At 62.2% G+C, this 15,794-nt stretch carries 18 protein-coding genes; 10 read left to right on the top strand and 8 right to left on the bottom strand.

All coding sequences use genetic code 11. The features are described from left to right. Window positions 1–54: 54 nt before the first annotated feature. From E9677_RS00900 to purD, 3 genes are all read right to left on the bottom strand, one after another. On the bottom strand, window positions 55–1,875 hold the full coding sequence (locus E9677_RS00900) for a methyl-accepting chemotaxis protein (RefSeq protein ID WP_136556224.1): 1,821 nt from the start codon (window positions 1,873–1,875) through the stop codon (window positions 55–57). Window positions 1,876–2,150: 275 nt separating this feature from the next. Further along, window positions 2,151–2,600 (bottom strand): plant virulence effector HPE1-like domain-containing protein, encoded by a 450-nt coding sequence (locus E9677_RS00895; RefSeq protein WP_136556223.1) that lies wholly within the window; start codon window positions 2,598–2,600, stop codon window positions 2,151–2,153. A gap of 125 nt (window positions 2,601–2,725) precedes the next feature. Then, a complete protein-coding gene (gene purD, locus E9677_RS00890; RefSeq protein WP_136556222.1) occupies window positions 2,726–3,997 on the bottom strand; it encodes a phosphoribosylamine--glycine ligase in 1,272 nt (423 codons plus the stop codon). A 173-nt stretch (window positions 3,998–4,170) separates the two neighbouring features. On the opposite strand from purD, the gene E9677_RS00885 reads away from it, so the two are divergent. After that, window positions 4,171–6,489 (top strand): Tex family protein, encoded by a 2,319-nt coding sequence (locus E9677_RS00885; protein ID WP_136556221.1) that lies wholly within the window; start codon window positions 4,171–4,173, stop codon window positions 6,487–6,489. A gap of 65 nt (window positions 6,490–6,554) precedes the next feature. Here the strand turns inward: E9677_RS00885 and E9677_RS00880 are convergent, their stop codons facing one another. Together E9677_RS00880 and E9677_RS00875 are read right to left on the bottom strand one after the other, a co-directional pair. After that, complete coding sequence (locus E9677_RS00880; protein WP_168801132.1) at window positions 6,555–6,875, bottom strand: TraR/DksA family transcriptional regulator; 321 nt, start codon at window positions 6,873–6,875, stop codon at window positions 6,555–6,557. A gap of 25 nt (window positions 6,876–6,900) precedes the next feature. Beyond that, window positions 6,901–7,311 (bottom strand): universal stress protein, encoded by a 411-nt coding sequence (locus tag E9677_RS00875; RefSeq protein ID WP_136556219.1) that lies wholly within the window; start codon window positions 7,309–7,311, stop codon window positions 6,901–6,903. Window positions 7,312–7,524: 213 nt separating this feature from the next. Here E9677_RS00875 and E9677_RS00870 point away from each other — a divergent pair, with 213 nt between their 5' ends. The 6 genes from E9677_RS00870 to E9677_RS00845 all read left to right on the top strand — a co-directional run bounded on the left by E9677_RS00870 (window position 7,525) and on the right by E9677_RS00845 (window position 12,497). Next, the gene (locus E9677_RS00870) at window positions 7,525–8,406 is read left to right on the top strand and encodes a VOC family protein (protein ID WP_136556218.1); all 882 of its coding nucleotides are present in this window, start codon (window positions 7,525–7,527) and stop codon (window positions 8,404–8,406) included. Window positions 8,407–8,554: 148 nt separating this feature from the next. Then, on the top strand, window positions 8,555–9,631 hold the full coding sequence (locus E9677_RS00865; RefSeq protein ID WP_136556217.1) for an AI-2E family transporter: 1,077 nt from the start codon (window positions 8,555–8,557) through the stop codon (window positions 9,629–9,631). 72 nt (window positions 9,632–9,703) lie between these two features. Next, window positions 9,704–10,579, top strand: coding sequence for a metallophosphoesterase (locus E9677_RS00860; RefSeq protein WP_136556216.1), 876 nt, complete (start codon window positions 9,704–9,706; stop codon window positions 10,577–10,579). 167 nt (window positions 10,580–10,746) lie between these two features. Continuing rightward, window positions 10,747–11,190: a c-type cytochrome gene (locus E9677_RS00855; protein ID WP_136556215.1), complete on the top strand. Its 444-nt coding sequence runs from the start codon at window positions 10,747–10,749 to the stop codon at window positions 11,188–11,190. Between the two features lie 89 nt (window positions 11,191–11,279). Continuing rightward, entirely contained in the window at window positions 11,280–12,197 is a 918-nt protein-coding gene (locus tag E9677_RS00850; protein WP_136556214.1) for a cytochrome c, read from the top strand. Between the two features lie 75 nt (window positions 12,198–12,272). Next, complete coding sequence (locus E9677_RS00845; protein WP_136556213.1) at window positions 12,273–12,497, top strand: hypothetical protein; 225 nt, start codon at window positions 12,273–12,275, stop codon at window positions 12,495–12,497. Between the two features lie 17 nt (window positions 12,498–12,514). Here the strand turns inward: E9677_RS00845 and E9677_RS00840 are convergent, their stop codons facing one another. Together E9677_RS00840 and E9677_RS00835 are read right to left on the bottom strand one after the other, a co-directional pair. Then, a complete protein-coding gene (locus E9677_RS00840) occupies window positions 12,515–13,084 on the bottom strand; it encodes a DJ-1/PfpI family protein (protein ID WP_136556212.1) in 570 nt (189 codons plus the stop codon). Between the two features lie 31 nt (window positions 13,085–13,115). Then, window positions 13,116–13,607: a GNAT family N-acetyltransferase gene (locus tag E9677_RS00835; RefSeq protein WP_102019433.1), complete on the bottom strand. Its 492-nt coding sequence runs from the start codon at window positions 13,605–13,607 to the stop codon at window positions 13,116–13,118. Between the two features lie 259 nt (window positions 13,608–13,866). On the opposite strand from E9677_RS00835, the gene E9677_RS00830 reads away from it, so the two are divergent. Next, on the top strand, window positions 13,867–14,205 hold the full coding sequence (locus E9677_RS00830) for a toxin-antitoxin system TumE family protein (protein ID WP_136556211.1): 339 nt from the start codon (window positions 13,867–13,869) through the stop codon (window positions 14,203–14,205). After that, window positions 14,147–14,506, top strand: a complete 360-nt coding sequence (locus tag E9677_RS00825) for an HVO_A0114 family putative DNA-binding protein (RefSeq protein WP_136556210.1) — start codon at window positions 14,147–14,149, stop codon at window positions 14,504–14,506. Before E9677_RS00830 ends, E9677_RS00825 begins: the two co-directional genes overlap by 59 nt. A 45-nt stretch (window positions 14,507–14,551) precedes the next feature. Here E9677_RS00825 and E9677_RS00820 read toward each other — a convergent pair whose 3' ends face one another. Further along, a complete protein-coding gene (locus tag E9677_RS00820) occupies window positions 14,552–14,965 on the bottom strand; it encodes a MerR family transcriptional regulator (protein ID WP_136556209.1) in 414 nt (137 codons plus the stop codon). Between the two features lie 80 nt (window positions 14,966–15,045). On the opposite strand from E9677_RS00820, the gene E9677_RS00815 reads away from it, so the two are divergent. Further along, window positions 15,046–15,786 carry a cation transporter gene (locus E9677_RS00815; protein WP_136556208.1) on the top strand — a complete coding sequence of 247 codons (741 nt, stop codon included), beginning with the start codon at window positions 15,046–15,048 and terminating at the stop codon, window positions 15,784–15,786. The last annotated feature ends 8 nt before the right edge of the window (window positions 15,787–15,794 follow it).

Here is a 15,794-nt window from a genome sequence, read left to right as displayed (position 1 = left end):
GCAAGAGGCCGTCGGATTGCTCCGACGGCCCCAAATCTCTGATGTCGTCCAGACTCAGCTCGCCATGCGATACTGCTGCTGGCCGGCCCCCGACTGGCTGGTCTTGAAGCCACGGATCAGCTCGAGCAGGTCGCCGGTGTCGTTGGCGAGAACCTCGGCCGAAGCCGTCGTTTCCTCGGCCATGGCCGCGTTCTGCTGGGTCGCCGTATCGAGCTGGTTGACCGCGGACGAGATCGACCGAAGGGTCGTGTCCTGCTCCTGCGCGCTGTGCGAGATCTTCGAGACGATATCGTTGGCGCTGGCGATCTGGCCGGAGATGCGCTTCAGCGCTTCGCCCGTCTGGCCGACCAGCTGCACGCCCTGTTCGACCTGGGCGGACGATCGGGCGATCTGGTCCTTGATTTCCTTGGCGGCAGCCGCGGAGCGCTGGGCCAGTTCACGCACTTCCTGGGCGACGACGGCAAAACCCTTGCCGCTTTCACCGGCGCGCGCCGCTTCGACACCGGCATTGAGCGCCAGAAGGTTGGTCTGGAAGGCGATCTCGTCGATCACGCCGATGATCTTGGTGATCTCGGCGGAGGACTGCTCGATACCGCTCATCGCGTTGATCGCCTTGGTGACGATCTCGTCGCTCTGGCGGGCCTCGGCGCTGACCGAGCCGACGCGGTTGGCCGCTTCACGTGCACCGTCTGCCGTCTGGCGGACGGCAACGGTCAGTTCGTCGAGGGCAGCCGAGGTCTCTTCGAGATTGGCGGCCTGACGCTCGGTGCGGGTGGCGAGTTCGCCGGACGCCCGACGGATCTCTTCCTTCGAAACGGCGATGTCGTTGCCCTTGAGGTTGACGCGGGCCATGGCTTCTTCGAGGCGGGCGAGCGCTTCGTTGAAGTTGTCGCGCAGACCGGCATATTTCGGGCCGAGATCGGCGCAGCGCACGGTCAAATCGCCATCGGCGAGAAGTTCGAGCGACTGGCCGATGGTCGAGACGACGTGCGCCTGCTGACGCGCTTCGGAAAGCTGCGCCTCGGCATTTTGGCTGCGCTCGCTGTCGAGCTCACGCTGCTGCTCTTCCTGGCGGGCGGTCATGGCGTGGCGCTCTCGTACCTTGTCCTGCAGGCTCTTGGTCGCCTTGGCCATCATGCCGATCTCGTTGCCCATGTCCGTGTGCGGAATGGCGATATCGACATTCTCGTCGGCAACAGCTTCGAGCGCATCATGGATGGCCTTGAGCGGCTTGGTGATGTTGCGAATGACGAAGAATGCGGCGATCAGGGCGAACAGGAAGATCCCGACGGACAGGCTGACGGTCTTGATGATGCTGGAGCGGATTTCGGCCTTCAGGTCGTCCGTGTAGAGACCGGTGACGACGACGAGGTTCCAGGGCTCGAAGGCCTTGCCATAGGCGGCCTTGGGGAAGCTGTAGTCGTTCGGATCCTGACCTGGTTTCGGGCCGATGAATTCGACGAAGCCACCGCCGGCGCGGCCCAGCTTGACCAGTTCGTCGCGGTAGAGGAAGCCGTTCGTATCGCCCTTGCCCTTGCTGGAATTGCCGACCAGCTTGGTGTTCGGATGGAAGACCATCACGACGTCGTAGTCATAGGCGAAGAAATAGCCATCCGGCTCGAATCGCATCTTGCCGACCTGGCCATAAGCGAGCTTCTGCGCCTCTTCGACCGTGAACTCACCGGCGGCGGCCCGCTCGTTGTAGTCCTTCATCACGGAGAGCGCCGACTCGACCTGGGTTCTCAGGAGTTCGTAGCGCTGTTCGTAAATGGTTTCGGTGGAGGAGCGGACCTGGAAAAAGGTAGCTGCCGCAAAGGCGGCCATCAGTCCACCGATCAGCATGATGAGCTGAAGTGAAATCCTGAGATTCTTCATGGCGAGGGAAGCTTTCGTCTGTCGAGCGGTTCGGGCGCCGGGGGAGGAACAAGCGAACAGGATCGGCACTTCATGTGTCGACGGATTGCGACAGAGTCTCATCGCCAAAGATTGAGATGACTTTAAGCACCTGAATATATGGCGCTATAAAAATATACTGGTAAAATCTGGGGGTGCCTACGGCATAACGCCCGGGACTGGGCCGGGCGTTATGTCCGTGTCGACCACGAGAGACCGCCGCGCCCGGATCGTTTGGCGGGCGGATGAGAAATGGATCAGTTCAGTCGAAGTTCGAAACCGGCCAGCGCCGGGGCAGGCTTCTCGTCCTGGGGCGCGTCGACCGCAGCGGTCGTTGCATCATGGTCGATTTCATTTTGCAAAGGCAAGGCGCCGGCGACGATGGCCGAGCCGTCGGTCGCCCAGCCGGATGCCGAGGTGTAGACCACGACCGGCGATCCGCCGAGCCAGCTTTCGACCCGCTTCAGCTTCTTCTCGCCATTGACATCGACCACTTCGGCCGTCTGGCTGCCGGAGGGGACAGTCGGCACCTGGTAATCTGACTTGGATGCCTTCACGACCGGTGCCGGGCAATGGGCACAGTCGATCTCGAGCACGCTCGGCTGGCTCGCCGCCATTCCGGTGACGATCGAGATCGATCCCGCCAGGACCGGCGTGGCGATCATGGAAGTGACAAGGATCATGGCTGTCGAAGCGATACGGCGCATCACGTTTTTCCCCGATTGTTGGGATGAACGTTAGCAAGCGTTTCTTTCGATCCGGTCAGGAGCTTTGGTAAAATTTGAACGAACGGACGGATTTTCTCCCGAAGAACCCGGAAAACGGCCGCAAATCAGGCCTTTTCGCGTGCAATCGCCTGCCAGCCTATATCGCGGCGGCAGAAGCCGTTCTCCCACTGGACGGCATCGACCAGGCCATAGGCGGCAGCCTGGGCCTCGGCCACCGTTGCGCCACGCGCCGTGGCATTCAACACACGCCCGCCGGTCGCGACCAATTGGCCATCCTTAAGCGCCGTACCGGCGTGGAAGACCTTCGCGCCATCGCCTGCCTCTGGCACAGCAGTCATGGGCGTCGCCTTGTCGTAAGCGCCCGGATAGCCCTTCGAGGCCAGCACCACAGTCAGCGCCGGATCGTCGCTCCACTCGGCCGTCACCTTATCCAGCGTTCCGGTGGCGGAAGCATGGAGGATCGGCAGCAGATCGCTCTTCAGCCGCATCATCAGCACCTGGCATTCCGGATCGCCGAAGCGGACATTGTATTCGATCAGTTCCGGACCCTTGGCCGTGATCATCAACCCGGCAAAGAACACGCCCTGGAAGGGATGCCCCATCTCCGCCATGCCGCGCATGGTCGGCTCGATGATTTCCTTCATCGTCCGCTCGACCATCTCTGCCGTCATGACCGGTGCTGGCGAATAGGCACCCATGCCGCCGGTGTTCGGGCCGGTATCGCCATCACCCACACGTTTATGGTCCTGGGCGGTCGCAAGCGGCAGCAGTGACTTTCCGTCGGAGAGGCAGAAGAAGCTCGCTTCCTCGCCATCGAGGAACGCTTCGACCACGACTTCCGCACCGGCAGCCCCAAATGCGCCCTCGAAGCAATCGTCGATGGCCGCCAGCGCCTCGTCCAGCGTCATCGCAACCGTCACGCCCTTGCCGGCAGCCAGCCCGTCGGCCTTGATGACGATCGGTGCCCCCTGCTCGCGCACATAGGCCTTGGCTTTCGGCGCATTGTTGAAGCGCTGGTAGGCGCCGGTCGGAATGTTGAACCGGGCGCAGACATCCTTGGTAAAGCCCTTGGAGCCTTCGAGCTGGGCCGCGGCGGCGGAAGGTCCGAAGACGGCGATCCCGGCCTCGCGCAGCCGGTCGGCAATACCCGCCACCAGCGGTGCTTCCGGCCCGACGACGACGAAGTCGATGGCCTTGTCCTTGCAGAAGGCGACGACAGCAGCGTGATCCTCGGTATCGAGGACAACCAGTTCCGCTTCTTCGGCGATCCCGGGATTGCCGGGGGCGGCATAGAGCTTGGTGAGATCAGGCGACTGGGCAATCTTCCAGGCCAGCGCATGTTCGCGTCCACCCGAACCGATCAACAAAACCTTCATCACCAGCCTCCAGTGCCACAAGGGAATGCCCGGCGGTTAAGGGGGAAGGGGGCAAAGGTCAAGCCGAATTGACCTCCAAAGGCCATGCTTTCCTGTGAAGTGGGCCGCATGCCCGTTGCCTTGCCGCATTCGCCCGCTATGGTCCGCCGCTTACCAGATCAGACGGATGACCCATGGCCGACGACATCAGATCCATTGCCGCCCTCATCGCCACCGAGATCAACGCCCGGCCCGACCAGGTCATATCGGCCGTCGGCCTGCTGGACGAGGGCGCCACGGTTCCCTTCATCGCCCGCTACCGTAAGGAAGTGACCGGCGGTCTCGACGATACGCAGTTGCGCAATCTCGCTGAACGGCTGATCTATCTGCGCGAGCTTGCCGCCCGCCGCAAGTCGATCTTCGAAAGCATCGACGGCCAGGACAAGATGACCGACGACCTCGCCCGCAAGATCGCCCAGGTCACCACCAAGGCTGAGCTCGAAGACCTCTATCTGCCCTATAAGCCGAAGCGCCGCACCCGCGCCGAGATCGCCCGCGAAAAGGGCCTGCAGCTGCTGGCCGACGCCATCCTTGCCGACCGCACGAGCGACCCGCAGAAGCTGGCCGCAGCCTATATCACCGAGGAAGTTCTTGACGTGAAGGCAGCGCTCGAAGGCGCCCGCGACATCATCGCCGAGCAGATCTCGGAAAACGCCGATCTGATCGGTCGCCTGCGCAACGACATGAAGGATCGCGCGATCCTCTATTCCAAACTCGTCGATGGCAAGGCCGAGGCCGGAGCGAAGTTCTCCGATTACTTCGACCATTTCGAACGCTGGGCAACCGTGCCCGGCCACCGGGCGCTCGCCATGCTGCGCGGCTGGAATGAGGAGTTCCTGTCGCTCTCCATCGAGGTCGACCGCGACGACACGTCCCCGATAAAGACCAGCCAGCGCATGATCGCCGCCGCCTATCACGTCGCCGGCAAGGGTCCCGCCGATCAATGGCTGATGGAGGTCGCCGGCTGGACCTGGCGCGTCAAACTCTCCGTCTCCCTCTCGCTCGACCTGATGCGCGACCTGCGCGAGCGCTCCGAGGAAGAGGCAATCCATGTCTTTGCCCGCAATCTCAAGGATCTGCTGCTCGCAGCTCCCGCAGGCTCCCGCCCGACCATGGGCCTTGATCCCGGCATCCGCACCGGCGTCAAGGTCGCCGTCATCGACGGCACCGGCAAGGTGGTCGAGACGACCACCGTCTATCCTTTCCAGCCGCGCAACGACATCCGCGGCAGCCAGACCGAACTCGCGAGCCTCATTCGCAAGCACAATGTCGAGCTGATCTCGATCGGCAATGGCACCGGCAGCCGCGAGACGGAAAAGCTGGTGGCCGATATGCTCGCCCAGTTCCCGTCCACCGCGCCGAAGCCGACCAAGGTGATCGTGTCTGAAGCCGGGGCTTCCGTCTATTCGGCCTCGGAAACGGCCGCCAAGGAATTCCCCAATCTCGACGTATCGCTCCGCGGCGCCGTCTCGATTGCCCGCCGTCTGCAGGATCCGCTCGCCGAACTCGTCAAGATCGAGCCGAAGTCGATCGGCGTCGGCCAGTACCAGCATGATGTCGACCAGGGCCGCCTCGGGCGCTCGCTGGATGCCGTCGTTGAAGATGCGGTGAATGCCGTCGGCGTCGATGTGAATACGGCCTCCGCCCCGCTGCTTGCTCGCGTCTCCGGCCTCGGCAAGACGACGGCGGAAGCGATCGTCTCCCATCGCGACGAGACCGGTCCCTTCTCCAGCCGCAAGGATCTGCTGAAAGTCCCGCGCCTCGGCGCCCGCACTTTCGAACAATGCGCCGGCTTCCTGCGTATTCCGAACGGCAAGGAGCCGCTCGATGCGTCATCCGTCCACCCGGAAGCCTATGGCGTGGCGAAGAAGATCGTCGCCGCCTGTGGTCGCGACCTGCGCTCGCTGATGGGCGACAGCGCCACGCTGAAGAGCCTCGACCCCAAGCGCTTCATCGACGATCAGTTCGGCCTGCCGACCGTCAAGGACATCCTCGCCGAACTGGAAAAGCCCGGCCGCGACCCGCGCCCGTCCTTCAAGACGGCGACCTTTGCCGAAGGCATCGACGAAATCACCGACCTCAAGATCGGCATGACGCTCGAAGGCACGGTCACCAATGTCGCCGCTTTCGGCGCCTTCGTCGATATCGGCGTGCATCAGGATGGTCTGGTCCACGTCTCCCAGCTTGCCGACCGCTTCGTCAAAGATCCGCATGAGGTGGTGAAGGCCGGCGATGTCGTGAAGGTTCGCGTCGTCGAAGTCGACGTCAAGCGCAAGCGCATCGCGCTCACCATGCGGAAAGACGGCGGCGAGGCGCAGCAACCCTCCCTGCGCGGCGATGCCAAGGGCAATGCCAATGCCATGAAGCATTCCAACGCCCGCCCGCCGAAGCCGGAGCAGCCGGCCATGGGCGGCCTTGGGGCCGCACTCGCCGAAGCCATGCGCAAGAAATAACGCTCAAATAGAAACAGGCCGGAGCTCATCACTCCGGCCTGCCCATCGCCCCCGAAAAGCGCCTCTCAGTGGGAGGCTGCGCAGTCCTTGCAGAATGGCGTATGCGGGACGGCATTCAGTCTTTCGATCGAAATCAGCTCACCGCATGTGACGCATTGACCATACCGCCCATTGGCGATCCGGTCCAGAGCGGCGTCGATCGCCCGCAATTCCTCCTCGCCGACCTGGCCGAATTCCTCCAGCACCTCGTCATTTTCGGACTCCGTCGCGCGCTCGGTGCTATCGGCGCTTTTCAGCGTGCCGAGGTCTGTGTCGATTTTTTTCAGACGCCGCCCGATCTCGTCTTTCCGCGCGAGCAGGATGCGTTCGAAATGGGCGGTGTCCATGGGCTGTGCGGGGTTCTGCATGATCTCACCTGTCGACCAGAACGGAAATCTTCGAATGGCGCACCACCCGGTCGGCCGTGGCGCCGATGAAATAGTTGGAGAAGTCGGGCACATGCGAGCCGACGATGATCAGGTCGGCCTTGTGCTCCTCGGCCGTCGCCAGGATCTCGCGGGCGGGCGCACCGGAGCGGATCTCGATATGGGCCGTCACTCCGGTCTTCTCTTTGAGTTCGACGAGCTTGGCCTTGGCATCGTTGATCGCGCCTTCGATCAGATCGACGGGAACGTCGATGGCGAGATAGCCCGGAATATCCTCGATGATGGTCAGGAGCACGATCTCACCGCCTGCGTCGAGCAGGGACTTGGCCTTGGTCAGGGTCCGCTCGCCAACGTCAGCAGCTGCAGGATCAACCGGAACGATGATTTTCTTGTACATCTTGCTCTCCTTTGTCACCCACCGGGTGCTTCCTCTTTTGTGAGGAGAGAATGCGTCTCGGCGGCGCAATACGCATTGATCAAGATCAACTTTGGGATGCGATTGATCGTCAAGCTTTATCGAACAATCTATCGATTGATTGCCATCTTTTGTGAACGACGCAATTGCGCCATATCATGTGCATGTGCCGCACAGGCAGAAGGAGACTATCCGATGACCGCAAGAACCAGTGAAGCCGAGTCCTTTGCCCTCAGCCGCCCCGTCCATGTCGGGCGCGCCCATCTCGTCGTTCGTGACCTCGACATCATGGCCGGCTTCTACGAACAGGCGCTCGGGCTGAAGCGCTTCGAGCAGAGCGCGAGCGGCGTTGAACTCGGCGCCGGCGAGCGCGCCCTGCTGACGCTCACCACACGTGGCGATGCCGCTCAAGCGCCGCGAAATGCAGCCGGTCTCTTCCACAACGCCTTCCTCATGCCGGATCGCGCCGAACTCGCCCACTGGCTCGCCCATGCCGCGAAACTCGGCCTGCAATTCGAAGGCGCGAGCGACCATCTGGTGAGCGAGGCGATCTACCTCTCGGACCCTGAAGGCAACGGCATCGAGGTCTATCGCGATCGCAAGCCGGAGGAATGGACCTATCATGCCGACGGCACGGTGGAGATGGCAACCAACCGCCTCGACCTGCAGGCGCTCTACGACAGCGCCGCCAAAACGCCCTGGACCGGCATGTCACCTGAGGCAGCACTCGGCCACATCCACCTGCAGGTCGGCAGTGTGCCCGAGGCGGACCGGTTCTACGAAGGCGTGCTCGGCCTGAAGAAGATGGCGAGCTATCCCGGCGCCAGTTTCTTCGCCTCCGGCAGCTATCACCATCATGTGGCGGCCAATGTCTGGAACAGCCGCAATGCGCCCGCCCGCACTGGCGCAATGACGGGTCTGCAGGACTATGCGCTCGCCTTCAACGACCGTGAGACCCTCGACAAGGTGCTCACAACGCTCGAAGGTCTCGAGATCAGGGTCGAACGGAGCGCCGAAGGCTATCGCCTGACCGATCCCTGGGGCATCGGCATTACCTTGGTGGCCGACCAGGCGTGATCCGGAGGGGGCCGGCTCCGGCCCCCGAGGTCCTTTGTTTCCCTGGTGGAACGGAAATTGTTCCCGAGCGTTGAGAGGCATCTCGAAGGGGGAACAACGTCATGATGAAGTCACGCCAGCCCTGCAGGCTCGCATCGGAGACATGCCGGTGAACGTCGAGGTCGCTGATCTTCAAAAACCGCCGCGCAAGGTCCGTTTCCAGAAGACGGGACTCGATTATGTCGTATCCTGGAGCGTGATCGGCCTCTTTGGGATCTTCGCGCTGGTCGCGCTGCATCTCGCCTCTTTCGTGCTCATTCCGCTCACCATGGCAATTGTGGTTGGTCTCATCCTGGGGCTTGCCGCCGACCGCCTCGGAAAACTTGGTTCGCCACCGATGCTGACGGCGATCATTCTCTCCAGCCTCTTCATTGTCATCCTCGGATTTCTAGTCAGCATCATCTGGTCGCCGATCAGCATGCTCATCGAAACCGGCCCGGACATGGTCAATCGAGCCATCGAATACCTGCAGCAGGTCTCCTGGCTCGAAGGCCCCCTGCGGGTGCTTTCGCGTGGTCCGGAGTCGATGGAAGCCATGCTGGAAAACTCGGGCGCCATTCTGTCCACCGTGGCGACGGGTGTGACGCCGGCCCTGATCCAGATTTTCATTTTCATCGCCAGCCTTCTGCTGTTCCTGTCCTCGCGCCTGGCGCTGCGGCGCGGGCTCATCCGCACCTTTTCCCACCGCGATCGTCGCCTGAAGGCCATCCGTATGCTGAACGAAGTCGAAGAAGCGCTGGGCTACTATTTCGCCACTGCCGTCATCGTCTATGGCATATTCGGGGTGGTGGCCGGTCTCGTGGCCTGGTTTGGTGGCCTGGGCAATCCCGCGCTTTGGGGCGTGGCCTCCTTCCTCCTGAGCTTCATCCCCTTCCTCGGCATCGCCATGGTGACCGGCGCCATGGCCGTTGCCGGGCTGCTGGTGCACGATACCCTGCTGCTGGGCCTGCTGCCCGCCTTGGTTTTCTTCACGCTCAACGGATTGATGGAAAACCTCCTCATACCGGCCGTCATGGGCAAGCGTCTTGAGATGAACGCCTTCATGCTCTTCATCGCGATTGTCTTCTGGACCTGGCTCTGGGGTGCCGTCGGCGCCATGCTTGCCGTGCCGCTCACCCTGATCTGCATGACGGTCTACGGCGGACTGATGCCCCCGACGAAGATACAGCCCAACCTGCCGGGCTGAGTGTCATCCGGTCGTCATGGGCTATCCTTATGGCTCCGCTCCGAACAATGAGCGGAGCCGTAAGGATGGGCCATGACGACTGACACACCCCGCCTGAGGCTCGGCATCATCGCCGATCCCCAATATGCCGACCTCGATCCGAACACCCGACTGAACCGCTATTTTCGCCGATCGCTGCCCAAGCTCCGCGAGGCGGTTGCCCATTTCAACACCCAGGCGCTGGACGCAGTGGTGGTGCTGGGCGATCTCATCGATCGTGATTGGGAAAGCCTGGCGCCGGTGCTCGAAATCCTCGACACGCTCGATGCGCCGCGCATTCTCTTGCCGGGCAATCACGACTTTCTGGTCGAGCCCGACCGGCTGTCTGCGGTCCATGCCGCCCTTGGCATGCCGGCGCCTTATCACGAGGTAAAGCTCAAAGGTCTGCGCCTGCTCGTCACCGACGGCAACGAGATCTCCTTGTTTGCGCCACCTGTGGGGGACAGCCGACGATTGGAGGCCGAGCAGCGTCTGGCTGGCATGAAGGCCATGGACGCGCCGAACGCCAATGACTGGAATGGTGGTATGTCCGACCGTCAGGTGAGCTGGCTCGCTGCGCGGCTTTCGGCGGCGGAGGCGGCCGGCGAGAAAGTGATCCTGCTCGGGCATTATCCCATCTATCCACTATCCGATCATGCCCTGTGGGACGCGGAGCACCTCGCCGACCTGGTCACCGCGTCTCCTGCTGCGATCGCCTATCTCTGCGGTCACGATCACCGCGGCAATTGCGCCGAACGTGACGATGTCCACTTTGTCAACTTTCACGGCATGGTCGACACCGAACATGACAACGCCTTCGCCATCCTGTCGCTGTTCAACGACCACATCGAGATTGCAGGCCACGGCCGGGAACCAAGCCGCAGCCTTCCCCTCGCGCCATCCAGGACCTTGAAAACCGACCTTTCCTGACAGGATGCTGACAGAGTTTTGTCGGAAATTCGTCATATATATCCGAAAGTTGGTTCCAGTGCCTTGCATCACTCCTTTGTGACTTCATTCACATGTTTGGAGACGGCAAACATACCTTGCCCGCTAACGATCGCCGGTGCGCCGGCCGAGCTCATGGAGAAAAACGGATGAAGTTGAAAGTCGTTCTGTCCGCCACGGTGGCGATCTGTCTTGGCGTGTCCGCAGCGATCGCTGCGGGCGAACCCCAGGTCGTCCGTCAGGAAGAGATGAAGAAGGTCGGCGGCGCCATGGGCGCACTCGGCGCCATCGCCAAGGGTGAAAAGCCCTATGATGCGGCTGCCGTGACGGCCGCTCTCACCACATTGGTCGAGGTCAGCAAGACCTTCCCGGATCACTTCCCTGCCGGCAGCGAGACAGGCATGGACTCCGAGGCCGCGCCGGCCATCTGGCAGAACATGGACGACTTCAAGGCCAAGTCCGCCAAGCTCACCGCCGCTGCCGAAGCGCAGCTCGCATCCATGCCAGCCGACCAGGCAGGCGTTGGCGCCGCGATGCAGGCCATCGGCGGCACCTGTGGCGATTGCCATCAGACCTATCGGCTGAAGAAGTAAGACCTTCACGGCGGGCGATCTCCGGCCGATCCGGATCGCCCGCCGATTTGCATCCTGCCGGGCGCAGCAGTGAGACGATGGAGGCCGAAATGGCATCGACATGGATCAAGGGATTGGGCACGCTCGCCGTGCTCGGAGCGGCTGGCTTTGGCGCTATCCTTTTCGTTACGGCGCCTGACCGGCAGGACCCGACGGTCTGGGCGGATCTCGGTGAACCGGATCTCGCCCATGGTCGCGAGGTCTTCTTCGCCGGCGGCTGTACGAGTTGCCATGCCCAGGCCAGCGCCACGGGCGATGCGCGGCTGGTACTGGCAGGTGGTGCGCCCCTGAAGAGCGATTTCGGGACCTTCCACGCCCCCAACATCTCCAGCCACCCGGAAGCCGGCATCGGCGCTTGGACGCTCGCCGAATTCGGCGATGCCATGACACGGGGTGTCGGGCGCTCGGGCGAGCATCTCTACCCGTCCTTCCCCTATGGTTCCTATGCGCGCATGACGCCCAAGGATATCAACGACCTCTACGGCTTCATGAAGACGCTTCCTGCGAGCGACGTGGTTGCGCCGCCGCATGAACTGGAGTTCCCTTTCAATCAGCGCCTCGTTCTGGGCGGCTGGAAGCTCCTCTATTTCACCGATGCGCCCCGGGTCGAACTGGCCGATGCCTCCGACATGGTGAAGCGCGGCCAGTATCTCGTCGAAGGTCCCGGCCATTGCGGGGAATGTCACACGCCGCGCAACGCGCTGGGTGGATTCGAGACCGGCCGCTGGCTGGCCGGTGGCCCCAATCCGGAAGGCGAGGGCACGATCCCCAACATCACCCCGGGCTCGAAGAGCATGGGCTCCTGGAGCGAAGGCGACATCGTCACCTATCTGGAGAGTGGTTTCACGCCTGACTACGACAGCGTCGGCGGCTCCATGGTCGAGGTTCAGAAGAATATGGCGGAGCTGACCTCCGGCGATCGCGAGGCGATTGCCGCCTATCTGAAGGCCGTCCCCTCGGTCGAATGATCGCCTCGGCCCAGTTCAGCATCGCGCAAGCCTTGGCTGTCATCTTTCCGTCGTCGAGAAGACTTCGGAGGGGATATGAGCATTGAACGCCGGCGGATGGAGAATGCGCTCCGGTCCCTGCTCGACAATTATCCCGATCCCGCATTGCATCTCTGGGTGGACGAAACGGTCCGCGCTTTTGAAAAACGCCTCTCTGCCATCGTCGATCCACGCGAGCGCGACCATGCGCAGCAGGCGGCCCTCATCCTGATCAAGACGACGCTGCAGAAGTGGTCGGAAAACCCGCCCGTCAGGCACTGACGCGGTGAAGTCCGGGCTTAGCGACGATGCTCGGCGCCAAAGGCTGCCAGCTCCGCCTCGGCCTCCGGCCCATAGAGATCCAGCGCCTTCAGCACCTCGATAGTGAATGTGTCCGGCGACGAGCCAGCTGCCGTGACGATCTTCCGATCGCTCACTGCCTGCGGCTTGTCGATGTAATGGGCCTCGCCGCGATAGCCGGGATACTTCTGATGCGAGGCGAGTGAATTGCCGGTATGCGCGACGCCATCCAGCACGCCGGTCGCAGCAAGCGCGCTTGCCGCAGCGCAGATCCCGCCCAGCACCTTACCCTTGTCGCGGAATTCAGTCGCAAGCGCCGTGAGGTCAAACGCGACACCTTTTTCCCAAGCGTAACCGCCGGGAATGATCAGTGCGTCGAACTGTTCGGCATCGATCGCATCAAAGCCGCTGTCGGGCGTCACCTTCAATCCACCCATTGAGACCACCGGCTTGCCATCCGGGCTCGCCGTGACGACCTCACAGTCGAGCCAATAGCGCGTCGCTGCCATCAGCAGCGCAGGTTCCCAGTCGGCATAGTCATTCTGAAGCGCAATCGCGATACGGAGCATGACAAGTCTCCTTGTGTCTCTCCTGAACGGTTCAGCTCAGTGCCTGCAGGTAGCGCATGCCGGTGACTGGGCGTGGAATGAAATCCATGTTTTCGTAGAAGCGATGTGCGGCGAAATTGCCGGTGGCAGCGGAGACTGAGAGGAAGTCGCAGCCCGAGGCGCGCGCGATCTGCTTGGCGCGGTCGACGAGATGCTGGCCGATGCCGTTGCCGCGCTGGCCGTCACGCACGAAGAGATGATGCAGCTCCATGCCACGCTTGCCTTCCTGCGCCTTGTAGAGCGGCACGAGGATGGCGTAGCCGATCAGGCCTTCTTCGCCGCTGTCGGCAACCAGCGCCTGGATCCAGGGCATCGGGCCGAACAAATCGCGCTCCAGCACCTCAGGCGTCATCGCCGATGCATCGCCGTGATGCTGGGCGAGCGCCAGGATCATGGCGTTGAGTTCGGGCAGGTCGCGCGGCTTGGCATGGCGAATGGCCACGATCGGCGGGCGGGGCAGGGTGAGGTCGGTATCTTCGGTCATGTCACTTTCCCTTGGTCTCATTTCGTGCCGTCAGGGGGAAAGTCGTCCGGAAAACAACAAGGCCGCCTGACGGCGGCCTGTTGACAATGTGATCTTGTCAGGCCGCCGGTTACCGGTAGGCCCAAAAATACGTGCAGCAGATGGTTGCGCGAATGTCGATCATGGCGGGTTAGATGCGCCAGTTTAAATCCGTTGTCAACGGAGATCTTTCCGTCGATCGATTGATGGAGTATGCTCCATCAGATCGCGCGAGACGAAGATGGCCAAAGCGACGTTGATCCGCAGGATGCGCAGTTTCGTGCGAGACGACGTCTTCGTCGAGGTCCTGATCTGGCATGTGCCGGTTGCTGTCCGTGGAAGCCTGCATGCATTCAAATACAGCCTGGCGCTTGTCTCGAACGGCGAGTGTGTTCTCAGATATGACAATGAGGCCGGCAAGGGTGATCATCGGCACTTAGGAGCGACCGAAGCGCCCTATGTGTTTTCCGGGATCGATACGCTGATTGCAGACTTTCTTGCGGATGTGGAAGGATGGTTGAATGGCAACCTTGAAGGTGAAGATCGAAAGCCTGGATCAGACGATGGCGACAGTCGCTGACGCCATGAAGGCCGCGACCGGGCAAATACCACTTAACGGGGAGTTCAGTCTGAGCTTTCCGTCCTGGGAAACCATGCACCGAGTGCTGACCCCCAAACGGCTGGAGATCGTCAGGGTCATGACAGGGCAGGGTCCGTTGTCCATGCGCGAAGTCGCCCGCCGTGTCGGTCGAGACTTCAAAGCCGTCCATGCCGATATTGACACCCTCGTAAAAAGCGGCGTGATCGACAAGGCAGACAGTGGCGTTGTGTTCCCCTATGACCGGATCCACTTCGACTTCGAAATCCAGTCCGCCGCGTGAACCCACCGATCAGGGCGCGATAGGCAGCGCCTCCGGCGTTCTCCCTCAATGCTCCTGCTCGCATAACCCGTGATCGGACAACGCCCGGATGACATAACAATCCCCTACCGTATGGCATTCGCCATGCGAGACGATCCGGGCGAGCTCCGCTTCCAGCTTCTTCAGCCGCGCGATCTTCTCCCTGACATCGTCGAGCTGCTCGCGCGCGATGTGATCCGCCCGCTCGCAGGGCTCTTCCGGATGCCGGCTGAGCGTCAGTAGCTCCCGGATCGCCTCGATCGGAAAGCCGAGATCGCGCGCATGGCGGATGAAGGTCAGGCGCTCCAGGTCACTCTTCTCGTAGCGCCGCTGATTGCCCTCGGTGCGGTCAGGCGCCGAGATCAGACCCATCTGCTCGTAGTAGCGGATGGTCGGCACCTTCACGCCTGCTCGCTTGGAGAGATCGCCGATCGAATACATGAAAAAACCTCTTGAACCTCTAGTCACTAGAGATCCTAAGGTCGATGCGTGACCACATCAAGACCTGAAGGATGAATGATATGAGTGCTGCCTGCGGCCATGACCACGCCCCTTTCGACGGCATGTCCGAGACCTATAAGCGCCGGCTCTGGCTGGTGATCGGCATCAACGCCGCCATGTTTGCCGTCGAGATGACGGCGGGACAGCTCGCCCGTTCCCAGGCGCTGCAGGCCGATGCGCTGGATTTCTTCGCCGATGCCGTGACCTATGGAATCTCGCTCGCCGTTATCGGCGCATCGCTGAAGACCCGCAGCATGGCGGCCGCCGCCAAGGGCGTCAGCCTCTTCCTGATGGGCCTCTGGGTCTACGGCTCCACCATCTGGCAGGTCTTTCAGGGCGGCGTGCCCGAAGCGCCGGTCATGGGTGTCATCGGCTTCCTGGCACTCGCCGCGAATGTTGCAAGCGTGCTCTTGCTGATGTCCTACAAGGACGGCGATGCGAACGTGCGATCCGTCTGGCTCTGCTCGCGCAATGATGCGATCGGCAATGTCATCGTCATGATTGCCGCTGTCGGTGTCTGGGGCACAGCCACTGCCTGGCCCGACCTGATCGTCGCCGGCATCATGGCGGGTCTGTTTCTCAGTTCCTCCGTCCAGATCCTCTCCCAGAGCCTTGCCGAATGGCGCGCCGGCCAGCCCGTCACTCTGTCCTCGTCCTGCTGCGGTGCCGGCGAGGCGAACCATGGACATGATCACGAGGGCCACGCCCACGCTCACGAAGCGGCTTCAGAGCACAGGCATGGCCTGAAAACTGAAGGCTGAACGCAAGA

It is taken from the genome of Peteryoungia rhizophila, from assembly GCF_004912145.1.
In the GTDB taxonomy this organism is placed as follows: Bacteria; Pseudomonadota; Alphaproteobacteria; order Rhizobiales; family Rhizobiaceae; genus Allorhizobium; species Allorhizobium rhizophilum.
This window is presented reverse-complemented; position numbering and strand designations above follow the sequence as displayed.

Bases quoted from the DNA above. Each gene is read 5' to 3' on its own strand.
- E9677_RS00900 (WP_136556224.1), bottom strand. From the start codon at position 1,875: ATGAAGAATCTCAGGATTTCACTTCAGCTCATCATGCTGATCGGTGGA.
- E9677_RS00895 (WP_136556223.1), bottom strand. From the start codon at position 2,600: ATGCGCCGTATCGCTTCGACAGCCATGATCCTTGTCACTTCCATGATC.
- purD (WP_136556222.1), bottom strand. From the start codon at position 3,997: ATGAAGGTTTTGTTGATCGGTTCGGGTGGACGCGAACATGCGCTGGCC.
- E9677_RS00885 (WP_136556221.1), top strand. From the start codon at position 4,171: ATGGCCGACGACATCAGATCCATTGCCGCCCTCATCGCCACCGAGATC.
- E9677_RS00880 (WP_168801132.1), bottom strand. From the start codon at position 6,875: ATGGACACCGCCCATTTCGAACGCATCCTGCTCGCGCGGAAAGACGAG.
- E9677_RS00875 (WP_136556219.1), bottom strand. From the start codon at position 7,311: ATGTACAAGAAAATCATCGTTCCGGTTGATCCTGCAGCTGCTGACGTT.
- E9677_RS00870 (WP_136556218.1), top strand. From the start codon at position 7,525: ATGACCGCAAGAACCAGTGAAGCCGAGTCCTTTGCCCTCAGCCGCCCC.
- E9677_RS00860 (WP_136556216.1), top strand. From the start codon at position 9,704: ATGACGACTGACACACCCCGCCTGAGGCTCGGCATCATCGCCGATCCC.
- E9677_RS00855 (WP_136556215.1), top strand. From the start codon at position 10,747: ATGAAGTTGAAAGTCGTTCTGTCCGCCACGGTGGCGATCTGTCTTGGC.
- E9677_RS00850 (WP_136556214.1), top strand. From the start codon at position 11,280: ATGGCATCGACATGGATCAAGGGATTGGGCACGCTCGCCGTGCTCGGA.
- E9677_RS00845 (WP_136556213.1), top strand. From the start codon at position 12,273: ATGAGCATTGAACGCCGGCGGATGGAGAATGCGCTCCGGTCCCTGCTC.
- E9677_RS00840 (WP_136556212.1), bottom strand. From the start codon at position 13,084: ATGCTCCGTATCGCGATTGCGCTTCAGAATGACTATGCCGACTGGGAA.
- E9677_RS00835 (WP_102019433.1), bottom strand. From the start codon at position 13,607: ATGACCGAAGATACCGACCTCACCCTGCCCCGCCCGCCGATCGTGGCC.
- E9677_RS00830 (WP_136556211.1), top strand. From the start codon at position 13,867: ATGGCCAAAGCGACGTTGATCCGCAGGATGCGCAGTTTCGTGCGAGAC.
- E9677_RS00825 (WP_136556210.1), top strand. From the start codon at position 14,147: ATGGCAACCTTGAAGGTGAAGATCGAAAGCCTGGATCAGACGATGGCG.
- E9677_RS00820 (WP_136556209.1), bottom strand. From the start codon at position 14,965: ATGTATTCGATCGGCGATCTCTCCAAGCGAGCAGGCGTGAAGGTGCCG.
- E9677_RS00815 (WP_136556208.1), top strand. From the start codon at position 15,046: ATGAGTGCTGCCTGCGGCCATGACCACGCCCCTTTCGACGGCATGTCC.